Genomic DNA, 13,296 nt, shown 5'->3' with positions numbered 1-13,296 from the left:
TGAACGGGTTTGACGGGACGCAAATCAGGCGCGCAGTGCCGCGGCTTCGGCAGCAAGCTTGGTGATGCCCGCCCAGTCGCCGGTCGCCACCAGTTCGCGCGGGGCAACCCAGGAACCGCCGACGCAGACGACGTTCGGCAGGGAGAGATAATCATTGGCGTTCTTGAGCGACACGCTGCCAGTCGGGCAGAACACGGTGCCGGCGAGCGGTGAAGACAGCGCCTTGAGGTAAGGTGCGCCGCCAGCCTGTTCGGCCGGGAAGAACTTCAGCACTTTATAACCCTCGTCACGCAGGGCCATGACTTCGCTGGCTGTGGCCGCACCCGGAAGCAGCGGTACCTTGGAACCGCGCGCGGCTTCCAGCACGCTTTTATTGATGCCGGGGCTGACGATGAAGGTGGAGCCGGCTTCGGCCGCCGCTTCGAAATCCCGGGCGTTGAGAATGGTGCCGGCGCCGACATGCGCGCCTTCCACTTCCGCCGCAACCGCGCGGATGGCATCCAGCGCCGCCGGCGTGCGCATGGTGATCTCGATCGCCTTCAGGCCGCCTGCGACCAAAGCGCGCGCCAAATGCACGGCGGAAGCGGCGTCATCCACGATCAGCACCGGCACGACCGGCTGGAGCTTGAGGATGGAGAGCAGTTTTTCGGAGTCCTGGGCCAAGATGAGCCTCCTTGCGCGTTTGAAACGATTGAAATTCCGTCTACGGATTAGCCTGCCTCGGCTTTCATGTCGAGGCGCGCCAGCCGCATTTTTATCCAGATACTTCAATCAATTCGCTTCATCATAATGTCATAGTGCGATAATCTGCAGCACCAGTTCGCGGAGACAGCATGGCCAAGGAAATTGAACGGAAGTTTCTGGTTGCAGGCGGTGAATGGCGTAATGAGGTAACGCATAGCATGGCTTTCCGGCAGGCATATGTCGCCTCGGTGGAAGACCGTTCGGTTCGGGTGAGGATCGTCGACCAGCGTGACGCGACCCTGACCATCAAGATCGGCGCAAGCGCGCTTGTCCGCGACGAATATGAATATTCCATACCCCTCAAGGATGCCGAAGAGCTGATGGCAAGCGCGCCGGGCGTGGTGATCGAGAAAACCCGCCACACCGTCGATCACGGCGGCTTCACCTGGGAGGTGGATGTTTTCGAAGGGAAATATCACGGGCTGGTCGTGGCGGAAGTGGAAATGCATGACGAGAATGCCGATCCCGCTCTGCCGTCCTGGCTTGGCCGGGAAGTAACCGGAGACAAGCGCTTCTCCAACCAGTCGCTCGCCATGGACTGTCCGAACGGAGACCTGTCGGATGCCCTTCAGAATTGATCCGAAAAAGCCCTTCGACGACGAAATCCGTCGCGCCGGGCTGGAACTGATCGACGATACGATCACGATCCTGCGCGACCAGTCGTCGGGATCGCACGAGGCGGTGCATGACGCCCGCAAGCGTTTCAAGCGGCTGCGCGCCCTCTACCGCCTGATCCGCGAGGCGGCGCCGGATTTCGGCCGCGAGGAAAATGCCCGTATTCGCGATATCGCCCGCTCCCTCGCCTTTGCGCGGGATGCGACGGCGCTGGTGGAGACGGCGGAATATCTCGAGACCTTCGCGCGCTCGGACGCGCAGGGCGAAGCGCTGCGATCGATCACCGCGATGCTGCGCAAGCGCCGCGACGACGCCATAGAACATGAGGCCGGCCTCGACGAGGCCATTGCCGCCGCCATCGCCGGCTGCGGGGAAGCGCGCAGGAAGCTCGAGGCCCTGTCGCTGCCGGATGAGTTGAAAGACACCGCCCGGCTGATAAGAACCGCCTGGGCGAAACAGCGAAAAAGGGCACGCAAGGCGCTCACCGATTGCCACGAGCAGGCCGACGTCGAACATTTCCACGAATTGCGCAAGGCCGGGCAGGCCTACTGGATGCATCTCGGCCTGATGCGCCGCCTCTGGCCTTCCGCCATGCGCGCCAAGCGGGCCGATACCAAGCGGCTGGTCGACATTCTTGGTCACGAGCACGATCTTTCGGTTCTCGCCGCCGTCGCCGACCGCGAGCCGGACCGTTTCGGCAATGGCGAGCGGCTGGCTCTGCTGCTCGACGCCATCATCCAGCGGCAGCAGGCGCTGCGCACGGAAGGCCTTGCGCTGGCAGGCGAGGTGTTTTCCGAATCCGCCCGCACCGAAAGCCGCATCATCGGCCTGCTGTGGCGGCGGGCGGCGAAGTAGCCCAAACGTCTCGTTCGGTGCTCCCTCACCTCCGTCATTCCGGCCTTGAGCCGGAATCCAGCCCGCCCAAGTCCTCGGGCTGAAAAGACTCTCTCCGCCGCGCAGACGCGCGTCGGCTGGAAGCCCCCAAACCCTCCCGATTTGACGATTTTCAAAATGACCGGACCCGTTGATAAATATTGCTTTGCGGCCGCCGTCGCTGTATTTCAGCGCCCATGACCGACACGACCATTCTCCCCCGCCCGGAAACCTCTGGTGATTTCCTTGTGGCCGCGCTTTATCATTTCGCCCGCCTGCCGCGGTTCGAGAGCCTGCGCGAGCCGTTGTTCGAGCTCTGCCAGAAGAACGGCGTCAAGGGCACGCTGCTGCTTGCCGCCGAAGGCATCAACGGCACCATTGCCGGGCCGGATGCGGGCATTCACGCCGTGCTCTCCTTCCTGCGCGCCCAGCCGGAATTTGCCGCGCTGGAGCACAAGGAAAGCCGTGCCTCGCACATGCCCTTCGTGCGGCTGAAGGTGAAGCTCAAGAAAGAGATCGTCACCATGGGCGTGCCTGATATCGATCCGAACCGCATCGTCGGCACCTATGTCGAGCCGCGCGACTGGAACGAGCTGATCTCCGATCCGGATACCATCGTCATCGACACCCGCAACGATTACGAGACCGCCATCGGCGTTTTCAAGGGCGCGGTCGATCCGAAGACCAAAACCTTCCGCGAGTTTCCCGACTGGGTGAAGAACAATCCCGGCCTGCACAACAAGCCGAAGATCGCCATGTATTGCACCGGCGGCATTCGCTGCGAAAAGGCCACCGCCTTCATGAAGGAGCAGGGTTTCGACGAGGTCTATCACCTCAAGGGCGGCATCCTGAAATATCTGGAAGAGGTGCCGGAAGAAGAAAGCCTGTGGGAAGGCGCCTGCTTCGTGTTCGACGAGCGTGTCTCCGTTGTCCACGGCCTTGCCGAAGGCGATCATGAGCTCTGCCACGCCTGCCGCAACCCGATCACGCCGGAAGTACGCCTGTCTCCCAAATTCGAGGAAGGCGTCTCCTGCCCAAGCTGTTACGACGAGCGCAACGATGAGGACCGCCAGCGGTTCCGCGACCGGCAGCAGCAGATCGAACTGGCAAAGAAGCGCGGCGAACAGCATCTGGGACGGTAAACCGGGTCAGCATCAGAATGCACAGGGGCCGGGGTTCGATTGAGCGGGTGCCGCGTATTTCTTCTCCCCGCCGGGGAGAATAAAATGGGCGGCACTCTCAGTTGATCAAGAATTGCTAAACGACATCGGTGCGCCTCTCACGCCCCCGCTCTCAGAGCAAATAACGGTGCATCCTGCCCATCCAGCATGTCGGTAATCTCCTCGGCTGCGACCGGCCTCGAGAACAGGTAACCCTGCAATTCATCACAGCCGCACAGATGCAGGATGGCAGCCTGCTCTTCCGTTTCCACGCCTTCGGCCGTGACCGGAATATCGAGCGACTTCGCCAGCGCCACGGTGGCCTGCAGCATTTCCAGCGACCGGCCGCCCTTATCGAGCGCCATGATCAACGAGCGGTCGATCTTCATCCGGTCGAAACCGAAGCGGCGCAGATATCCGACACTGGCGAAGCCGGCGCCAAAATCGTCGAGCGCAATATGCAGGCCGAGCTGTTTCAGCTTGTCGATCGCCGCACTCGCCCGCTCCGGATGCTGGATGAAATAACCTTCCGTCATTTCCAGCCGCAGCCTTTCGGGCGGTGTCTGCGTCGCGTCAAGAATATCCGCGATATGGCCGGAGAAGGCCGGATTGCGGAACTGCACGGGAGAGATATTCACCGAGAGCTTGATGGACGGCCATTGCTGCGCCGTCTCGCAGGCCTTGTGCAGAACGAGAAGGCCGAGCCGGTCGATCAGCCCGCTGGTTTCGGCAGCGGCAATGAAGATATCCGGCGGCACGAAACCATATCCCGGCCTCTGCCAGCGGGCCAGCGCCTCCACCCCGGTAATGCAGCGCGTGGCGGCGCTGACGACCGGCTGATAAACCACCTGTATCTCGTCGTTCAGGATGGCGGAACGAAGATCGGCTTCAAGCTGCAGCTTTTCCTCGCGCAGCGCATCCATCTTCAGTTCATAGGAAACGTAACGCCCGCGTCCGTTTTCCTTGGCCTGATACATGGCCATATCGGCACGCCGCAGCAATTCCTCGCCATTGATATCGCCGGCGCGGGAAACCGAGGTGCCGATGCTGCAGCCGATGCTCGCCACCCTTTCACCGATGCTGAAAGGCTCGGTAAAGAGTTCGAGAAGCGCCAGACACAGTTTTCGGCCTTCAGACCAGACGTCGTTGCCCTGGATGGCAATGGCGAATTCGTCGCCGCCAAGCCGCGCCAGGACAGCGCCTTCCGGCACCAGCACCCTGAGCGCCGCGGCCACGCCCTTGATCAGCCGGTCGCCGGCGGCATGGCCGTAGGAATCGTTGATTTCCTTGAAGCCGTCGAGATCGAGATAGAGAAGCTTGATATCCGTCTTGTCGTGGCGGCCGTTGTCGACCATGCGGTTCAATTTCGCAAAGAGACCCGCGCGGTTGCTGAGCCCGCTCAACCGGTCGCGCAGCGCCTCCTCCCGCGCTGCCGCCTCATCCGCTTTCAGCCGGTCCAGCGTGGCCGAACCGATGATGAGCAGCACGAGGAAAAACGTGCCGGCAATGCCAAGCGCGGTGAAGACTACCGGCCGCGCCTCATGAAAGCTGACATCCCCCGGCAGGTGCGAGCGCCAGACGAGCCGCGCCAGCACCTCGCCTAAGGGATTGACGATATCCACATGGTTGGCGGCAGGTCCGTCGCCATATTGCAGTTCCAGCCCCTCGATGACGTAGTTGCGGGCAAGCTTGTCCACCGTCGCCTGCTTAAGGTGACGGGCAAAAACCAGATAGCGCCGCTCCGCATCAACCGGCGGCAGCGCCCCGGATTTCAGCCGCACGAGCGCGACGCCGGCTGCAGCGATGCCATCGCCGGTTTTGACGAAACCCGTGACCTGCGAGGTGATACCGGGACGCATGGAACGCACGCGATCGATCATTTCCTTAAGGCCTTCGGCGAAATAGGCGTTTGGCCTCCATGTCGCCGGCTTGCCGTTCTGATAGGCCATGCGGACCCTGTCGTCCTCGTCGATGATCACGGCAGTATCGAAAAGATCGTTATTGACCGTCATCTCGCCGTAATTGCTCGCCACCCAGTCAAAACGATCAGGGGCATAGACATATTCGGCGGCATCATCCCAGGCGGCGTAATCATTCAGCGTTGCGCCGAGCTGTTCGCGAAAGGTGACGAGAGCACCCGCCGTCGTCTCGCGCGAACGGGCATTATCGAGCGAATTCGCCTTTTCACGCACCTGGCTGAGGGCGGACAGGACCAGCGCGGTGACGATGAGAAGCACCAGCGCGAAGGTGGACAATACAACGCCCACGGCGGTTCTGCGCCCGACCGGCAAATAGTCCCCAATGTTGCGCGGCGCAATCCGCATAAAATCCCCTTCGAAAGCATCATCTTCCGAAGGAAACATTCAGAAGCCGTTAAACCGCATCGTGGCTCCGCCCCAAAAAAACACGGGTATAAAACGACAGTCCGGCAGCGACTCTGAAAAATTCTTCCATGAAATGCCCCGGGCTTTTCATGGAACACGGATTTGCGCCCGCCCGGAAACAAAAAACCTCCCCCGCGAACGGGAGAGGTTGTCATTTTTTACAGTGCCGGAGCGGCTTACCAGGACGGGATGACCGTGCCGTTGTACTTTTCCAGAATGAAGGCCTTCACTTCCGGGCTCTGGTAGGATTCCACCAGCGTCTTCACCCAGGGCTTGTCCTTGTCCTGCGCCCGAACGGCGATGACATTCGCGTAAGGGGACTTTTCGCTTTCGATGGCGATGGCGTCCTTCTTCGGGTTCAGGCCGGCTGCCGTCGCATAGTTGGTGTTGATGACCGAAGCGTCGGTGTCATCAAGCGAGCGCGGCAGCTGGGCGGCGTCAAGTTCGACGATCTGGATGTTCTTCGGGTTTTCGGTGATGTCGGCAGGCGTTACCTTCAGGCCGGCTTCTTCCTTGACCTTGAGGACGCCCTTGGAAGCGAGAACCAGCAGTGCGCGGCCGCCATTGGTCGGGTCGTTCGGAATGCCGACGGTTGCGCCGTCCTTCAGCTCGTCAAGGCTCTTCACCTTCTTCGAATAAACGCCCATCGGGGTGGTGATGGTGGTGCCAACGCTGACGAGATCGAACTTGCGGTCAGCGATCTGGTTGTCGAGGTAAGGCTGGTGCTGGAAGGAGTTGGCCTGCAGCTCGCCATCGGCCAGCGCCTGGTTCGGCACGACATAGTCGGAGAATTCGATGATATCGATATCGAGGCCCTTGGCGGCCGCGATCTTCTTCACCTGCTCCATGATCTGCGCGTGCTCGGCGGGGGTTACGCCGATCTTGATGGTCTCGGCCAGCGCCTGACCGGCGGTGAAGAGAGCGGCGAGCGAAGCCGCGAGGATGAGTTTCTTCATGGGTGTCTCCTTGGGTTGTTATTATGAACGCAGTTAATTCTTGCGGGTCCGCTTGTCGAAGCTGCGCGCCAGCCTGTCGCCGGCGCTCTGCACCAGCTGCACCAGCACGATCAGCACCAGAACCACGGCCAGCATCACGTCGGGCATGAAGCGCTGGTAACCATAGCGGATGCCGAGGTCGCCCAGCCCGCCGCCGCCGACTGCGCCGACCATGGCCGAATAGCCGATGAGGCTGACCAGCGTGAGCGTGAGCGCCAGCGTGATGCCGGGCTTGGCCTCCGCCAGAAGCACCTTTGTGACGATCTGCAGCGGGGTGGCGCCCATGGCGCGGGCAGCCTCGATCAGACCCTTGTCCACCTCGCGGATCGCCGCTTCCACCAGCCTTGCGATGAAGGGCACGGTTGCGACCGTCAGCGGCACGATGGCGGCGCTGGTGCCGATCGACGTGCCGGCCACGAGGCGGGTGAAGGGAATGATCGCCACGACAAGAATGATGAAGGGCGTGGAGCGCGCCGCATTCACGATAAGGCCGAGGATGCGGTTGGTCATTGGCGCGGGAAACAGTTCACCCTTGCCGCTGGTGGCGAGGAAAACACCCATGGGTACGCCGATCAGCGAGCCGACGATGCCGGCGACCGCGACCATGTGCAGCGTCTGCCACAGGCCCTTGAAGAGAAGGTTGAACAGCATATCAGGCGACATAACCGAGCACCTCCGTGTGAAGACCGGTCTCAGCATAAAAGCGGCTGGCGCGGGCGGTGACGTCAGCCGAGGCCGGATAGGAAACGACGAGCGAGCCAAAGGGCTGGCCGGAAATCTCCTCGATGGTGCCGGCGAGAATATTCACATCAGGACCGATTTCGGCGACGAGGCGCGCCGTCAATGGCTGGAACGCCGTTTCGCCGAAGAACACCAGGCGCACCAGAACGCGATCACCTTCCGCTGCCTGCGGCTTGAGACCCGAAGTGACCCAGTGCGGCAGCTTCACGCCGACCGAGGACGACAGCAGGCTGCGGGTCGTCTCGTGTTTAGGCGCGGTGAAGATATCGAAGGTCGTGCCTTCCTCGACGATCAGGCCCCTGTCGATGACAGCCACCTGCGAGGCGATGGTCTTCACCACCTCCATCTCATGGGTGATGAGCAGCACGGTCAGGCCCAGTTCGGCATTGATGCGCTTCAGAAGTTCAAGAATGGACTGGGTCGTTTCCGGATCAAGCGCCGATGTCGCCTCGTCGGAAAGGAGCAGCTTCGGCTGGGTGGCGAGCGCACGGGCAATGCCGACACGCTGCTTCTGGCCGCCGGAGAGTTCCGCCGGATAACGATTGGCCTTGTCCGAAAGCCCGACGAGATCGAGCAGCGGCGCAACGCGGGTTTCGATCTCCCTTTTGCCCATGCCGGCGATTTCGAGCGGCAGCGCCACATTGTCGAAAGCGGTACGCGACGACAAAAGGTTGAAGTGCTGGAAGATCATGCCGACGGAACGGCGCAGCGTGCGCAGGCTCTTTTCATCGAGCGCCGCGACATCGACGCCATCAACGACCACACGGCCGGTCGAGGGCTTCTCAAGGCCGTTGGCGAGACGGATCAGCGTGGACTTGCCCGCACCCGAGCGGCCGATGATGCCGGTGATGGAGCCTTTCGGCACGATGTAATCGATACCGGCAAGGGCTGCGAAGCCGGGCTTACCGTCGGCGCCGCCAAAGGTCTTGGTCACGCCTTCAAACGTGACCATCGGCTCCTTTGCCGCCCCTTCCGGGACCGCCTGTTCTGAACGCGCGGGCGATGCCGCACTGGATGGAAAACTCATTGTGAACTCTGGGAATGCGTGACGGATCGGGTCTCAAAAAATCCTGTTGCGGTGCTGAACCGCTCTCTTCATGCAGCCTTTTGGCACATTCGATTACAGCTGATTTTCCGGGTCATTTCGTCAGGCTTTCACTCAGAAATGCCGGGGATCGGCAATTCGATGGCGCATACTTGCCTGCACACGCCACCTTTTAACAGGGATGTTTTTTCAATTATCTGAAAAGAGAGAAAAAATCTACCGCAAAGCCGCGTGTGCGGCCCTGCGGCAGTCAAGATTTCACGACGATATGAAAATCACACGCGGCTGGTGAATTCCTCGATCGGGCGGCGGACCTTTTTCAGGTTCACCAGCCAGTCGCCTTCCGGTTCACGGTAGCCGAGCGGCAGAATGGTGACGGAGCGCAGACCCTTTTCACGCAGGCCGAGGATTTCATCGAGCTTCGCGGGATCGAAACCTTCCATGGGGGTGGAATCGACGCCCTCGAAAGCGGCCTGCGCCACGGCCATGCCGAAGCCGATATAGGCCTGACGGGCGGCGTGTTCGAAATTCACCTGCTGCTCGCGCTGCGGATAGGTGGAGAGCAGCATCTGGCGATAGGCTTCCCAGCCTTCATTCTTGATGCCGCGTTCTTCATTGACCAGATCGAACATGTGGTTGATCCGCTCTTCGGTGTAATTGTCCCATGCTGCAAAGACCAGCAGATGCGAACCATCGGTCACCTGCGCCTGGTTCCAGGCGATCTCGCGGATCTTTGCGCGCACTTCAGGATCGGTAACAACGATCACTTCGAAGGGCTGCAGACCACTGGAGGTGGGCGCAAGCCGCGCCGCTTCCACGATCCGTTCAACCTTGTCTTCAGACACGGCCTTGGAAGGATCCATTTTCTTTGTGGCATAACGCCAGTTGAGTTTTTCGATAAGCATGTTCGTTTTCCCTGGGAGGACCATCCCGCCCTGCCCCTTGACCGGCAGAACGGACGCTACGCCGTCGTAGCCCGCCTGACATAGGAGACGGGACGGCGCGTGCAAGCAGGCACCGCGCGGTAACCGGTAAAAAAGTTGGGAAAACTGATAATAAGGGAGCAGAACTTTATTGCAGAGAGCGGTGACGCATCGCCTGCTACCGGATACGGCGCGTAAAGTTCATGCACGCCCGCCCCCAACCCTCATTCCTGTGCTCGTCACAGGAATCCAGCCGACACGCGTCTGCGTGGCGAAAAGACTCCTCTCAGTCCAAGGACTTGGGCTGGCTGGATCCCTGTGACGAGCACAGGGATGGGGGGAAGCCTCACCCCTTCGTCACGCCATGGTTCCCCTTCGGAAAACCCGAGGCCAGTGCGCTGTACCACTTGCCGCTGTTCTTCAGCGTGCGCACCTGCGTGTCGTAATCCACATGCACAAGGCCGAAACGCATGCGATAGCCCTCGGCCCATTCGAAATTATCCATCAGGCTCCAGGCGAAATAACCGCGCATCGGGTAACCGTCGCGGATGAGATCGGCGACGACACCGAGGTGTTGGGCGTAATAATCGAGACGCGGCTGGTCATTCACCTCGCCGTTTTCAACGCCCATATTGTAGCAGGCGCCGTTTTCGGTGATGTAGCATTCCGGCAGGTCGTAACGCTTGTAGAGCGTCTCCACCAGCGACTTGAGCGCCGGCGCGTAGACCTCCCAGCCGATATCGGTCTTCACATCGCTTATGGCGGGGGCCGCTGTAGTGGCGGGGAATTCCGCGCCCGGCGTCGCATCGTTGGCGACACGCATCGGCGTGTAATAGTTCAGGCCCCACCAGTCGAGCTTCTGGCTGATGATGGCGAGGTCTTCCGCCTCCACGACAGGCATGCGGTCACCAAGCGCTTCCATCATCTCGGCCGGATATTCGCCCTTGAAGACAGGGTCGAAAAACGCGCCGTTGTGGAACTGGAAGGCCCGTTCGGCCGCCTTGAGATCGGCGTCGCTATCGGAAGCCGGGATGACGGAATGGGCGTTGAGCACCAGCCCCACCGGCACCTTCGGCGCGACATGGCGGGATGCCTCCACACCGAGACCGTGGGCGAGGTTGATGTGGTGCATGGCGGCAAGGGCCGCCTCCATGTTGCGTTCGCCCGGCGCATGGATACCGTAGAGATGGCTGAGCCACACAGCGCACCAGGGTTCGTTGAAGGTCGCCACCGCATCCAGCCGGTCGCCGAGGCGGGCCATGACGGTCTTGGCGTAACGCTGGAAGGCGTGCGCAGTGGAACGCGAGGCCCAGCCACCGTCGCCCATCAGCGTCAGCGGCAGGTCCCAATGATAAAGCGTCGCATAGGTCTTGATGCCGCGCGCCTTGCAGCCATCAACGAGGCGGTCGTAAAAATCCAGCCCCTTCTCGTTGATCGGACCGAAACCATCGGGAATGATGCGCGGCCAGGCGATGGAGAAACGATAGGCCTCGACACCCATGTCCTTGATGAGATCGAGATCCTGTTCCCAGCGATTGTAATGATCGCAGGCGACATCACCATTGTGACGCCCAAAGACATGGCCCGGCATGTTGCAGAAGGCATCCCAGATGGAGGGCTTGCGGCCATCCGCCCTGGTGGAGCCTTCGATCTGGAACGAGGCAGTCGCGACGCCGAACAGGAAGTCGCCGGGGAATCGGGCTGCTAGCGTTTTTGGATCGGTCATCGGAGAGGCCCTTGTCGTCCATCGGGTGTGAAAAGATCAGCAGCGGTTTAGACCATGCCGCCTGCGAGGTACAGCCGGGCCGCAAAGAATCTACAACGTTTCAGGCTGCGCAGTTAACAAGTCCAAAGCGCTTTGCATGCGCTAATACCGCCGCAGCGGTTAGCCGGCGGCGCAAGAGGCAGGCCCGGCGAATGCGGGTGGAATGGGAAGTGGTGGAGGTATTTGCATTCACCGGGCCGCATCATAGAGACCATAATCACGGCCTCTCGCTTACAGCCTTTTCACGGCATCTATCCGATCGGCCCTTCCCGCCTCTGGCCGTACGGGACGCCTCTCCGAAACACGGTCTGCCAGAACCATGCTTGTCGATGCCGGCAGCCGGTTCGCAAAAGGCGCCGCGCGTATCGCCCTTCCGTTCCGGTTGCGGGAGGAATGATGCGGCCAAAGGGGGTGATGGGGATGGGAGGGGAAGGATTTTTTCGGAAGTGACTGAAAACGAAGGAGGGGTGGATGCAAATTATGCGCATCGTTTGGAGCACAATGGAGAGCAGGCCCCCTCATCCGACCCTTCGGGCCACCTTCTCCCCGGCGGGGAGAAGAAATGTGCCGAGCCCGCTGTATTGTTTTCCGCAAACATTACTTTGGGCAAGAAGTAGCCCGCTTGTTCTTCTCCCCGCCGGGGAGAAGTGCCGGAGCGCAGCGAGGCGATGAGGGGGCAACGCTGCCGTTGCCCCCTATTGCCCGCATCAAACGTAACGATTGACCACGTTTTCGAGATATTCCTGACGTCCGGACTTCGGCTGCGGATTGATATCCTCGCGCTCCACCAGTGCCGCAATCTCGTCGAGCTTCAGCTCGCCGCGCAGCATCTTCTGGGCTTCAGCCGAATCCCACTTGGCGTAACGCTCGGAAAGCGGCTTCGACAGCGCACCGTCCTCGATCATCTTCGCCGCCGCCTTCAGGCCACGGGCGCAGCAATCCATGCCGCCGATATGGCCGATCAGCAGATCCTGCGGATCGAGCGACTGACGGCGCAGCTTGGAATCGAAGTTGGTGCCGCCATTCTTGAAGCCGCCGCCGGCCAGAACATGGTAATAGGCAAGCGCCATTTCCGGCACGTTGTTCGGGAACTGGTCGGTATCCCAGCCGGACTGGTAATCGTTGCGGTTCATGTCGATGGAGCCGAAAATGCCGAAGGCATTGGCCATGGCCAGTTCGTGCTCGAAGGAGTGGCCGGCGAGGATGGCGTGGCCCTGCTCGATATTGACCTTCACTTCCTTTTCCAGACCGTTCTTCTGCAGGAAGGCATAAACGGTGGCGACGTCGTAGTCGTACTGGTGCTTGGTCGGCTCCTGCGGCTTCGGCTCGATCAGGATCGTGCCTTCAAAGCCGATCTTGTATTTGTACTCCACCACCAGATTGAGGAAGCGGCCGAGCTGGTCCAGCTCGCGGGAAAGATCGGTGTTGAGCAGGGTCTCGTAACCTTCGCGGCCGCCCCACAGAACGTAGTTCGCGCCGCCAAGCTTCTTGGTGGCGTCCATGCAGGTCTTCACGGTTGCGGCGGAGAAGGCGAAGACATCCGGATCGGGATTGGTGGCGGCGCCGGACATGAAACGGCGGTTGGAGAAGAGGTTGGCCGTGCCCCACAGAAGCTTCACGCCGGTATCGGCCTGCTTCTGCGCGAAATAGTCGACGATCTCGTTGAGGTTCTTGGTGTTTTCGGCAAAGTTCTTGCCTTCCGGGCGCACATCGGCGTCGTGGAAGCAGTAAAACGGCGAACCGAGCAGCGAGAAGAATTCGAAAGCCACATCTGCCTTCAGTTTTGCCGCCTGCATGGTGTCTTCGAACCACGGACGCTCAAAGGTCTGGCCGCCGAAGGGGTCACCGCCCGGCCAGGTGAAGGTGTGCCAATAGGCGACCGCAAAACGCAGGTGATCTTCCATGCGCTTGCCGGCGACGACTTCGTCCGGGTTGTAATGGCGGAAGGCCAGCGGGTTGGTGCTGTCGGGGCCTTCATATTTGATCTTGGCGATATCGCCGAAAAAACCTGTGGTCATGGTGATCCTCCTCTTGGGGTGGGTTTGGGTGTT

The 13,296-nt window shown here is 60.9% G+C and carries 11 protein-coding genes; 3 read left to right on the top strand and 8 right to left on the bottom strand.

Annotated features, from left to right (window positions below; translation table 11 throughout):
* Positions 1-24: 24 nt before the first annotated feature.
* Positions 25-663 (bottom strand): 2-dehydro-3-deoxy-phosphogluconate aldolase, encoded by a 639-nt coding sequence (locus AC5I5B_RS21740; RefSeq protein ID WP_003505453.1) that lies wholly within the window; start codon positions 661-663, stop codon positions 25-27.
* 170 nt (positions 664-833) lie between these two features.
* On the opposite strand from AC5I5B_RS21740, the gene AC5I5B_RS21735 reads away from it, so the two are divergent.
* The 3 genes from AC5I5B_RS21735 to trhO all read left to right on the top strand — a co-directional run bounded on the left by AC5I5B_RS21735 (position 834) and on the right by trhO (position 3,374).
* Positions 834-1,322 carry a CYTH domain-containing protein gene (locus AC5I5B_RS21735; protein WP_174055143.1) on the top strand — a complete coding sequence of 163 codons (489 nt, stop codon included), beginning with the start codon at positions 834-836 and terminating at the stop codon, positions 1,320-1,322.
* On the top strand, positions 1,306-2,214 hold the full coding sequence (locus AC5I5B_RS21730; RefSeq protein WP_080867276.1) for a CHAD domain-containing protein: 909 nt from the start codon (positions 1,306-1,308) through the stop codon (positions 2,212-2,214). The genes AC5I5B_RS21735 and AC5I5B_RS21730 overlap by 17 nt, the downstream gene beginning before the upstream one ends.
* A 215-nt stretch (positions 2,215-2,429) precedes the next feature.
* A complete protein-coding gene (gene trhO / locus AC5I5B_RS21725) occupies positions 2,430-3,374 on the top strand; it encodes an oxygen-dependent tRNA uridine(34) hydroxylase TrhO (RefSeq protein ID WP_174055142.1) in 945 nt (314 codons plus the stop codon).
* A 137-nt stretch (positions 3,375-3,511) separates the two neighbouring features.
* Here trhO and AC5I5B_RS21720 read toward each other — a convergent pair whose 3' ends face one another.
* From AC5I5B_RS21720 to xylA, 7 genes are all read right to left on the bottom strand, one after another.
* The gene (locus AC5I5B_RS21720; RefSeq protein ID WP_003505447.1) at positions 3,512-5,755 is read right to left on the bottom strand and encodes a bifunctional diguanylate cyclase/phosphodiesterase; all 2,244 of its coding nucleotides are present in this window, start codon (positions 5,753-5,755) and stop codon (positions 3,512-3,514) included.
* 197 nt (positions 5,756-5,952) lie between these two features.
* Positions 5,953-6,732, bottom strand: a complete 780-nt coding sequence (locus tag AC5I5B_RS21715) for a MetQ/NlpA family ABC transporter substrate-binding protein (protein ID WP_003505446.1) — start codon at positions 6,730-6,732, stop codon at positions 5,953-5,955.
* A 33-nt stretch (positions 6,733-6,765) separates the two neighbouring features.
* Complete coding sequence (locus AC5I5B_RS21710) at positions 6,766-7,434, bottom strand: methionine ABC transporter permease (protein ID WP_003505445.1); 669 nt, start codon at positions 7,432-7,434, stop codon at positions 6,766-6,768.
* Positions 7,424-8,464 (bottom strand): methionine ABC transporter ATP-binding protein, encoded by a 1,041-nt coding sequence (locus tag AC5I5B_RS21705; RefSeq protein WP_111817987.1) that lies wholly within the window; start codon positions 8,462-8,464, stop codon positions 7,424-7,426. Before AC5I5B_RS21705 ends, AC5I5B_RS21710 begins: the two co-directional genes overlap by 11 nt.
* A gap of 368 nt (positions 8,465-8,832) precedes the next feature.
* Entirely contained in the window at positions 8,833-9,462 is a 630-nt protein-coding gene (locus AC5I5B_RS21700; RefSeq protein WP_080867274.1) for an NAD(P)H-dependent oxidoreductase, read from the bottom strand.
* A gap of 364 nt (positions 9,463-9,826) precedes the next feature.
* Positions 9,827-11,206 carry a GH1 family beta-glucosidase gene (locus AC5I5B_RS21695; protein ID WP_174055140.1) on the bottom strand — a complete coding sequence of 460 codons (1,380 nt, stop codon included), beginning with the start codon at positions 11,204-11,206 and terminating at the stop codon, positions 9,827-9,829.
* A 746-nt stretch (positions 11,207-11,952) separates the two neighbouring features.
* Positions 11,953-13,263 (bottom strand): xylose isomerase, encoded by a 1,311-nt coding sequence (gene xylA / locus AC5I5B_RS21690; RefSeq protein ID WP_174055139.1) that lies wholly within the window; start codon positions 13,261-13,263, stop codon positions 11,953-11,955.
* Positions 13,264-13,296: the final 33 nt, after the last annotated feature.

The organism is Agrobacterium sp. (genome assembly GCF_059499945.1).
The sequence above is the reverse complement of the archived record's forward strand: the minus strand, read 5'-3'. Positions and strand labels throughout refer to the sequence as shown.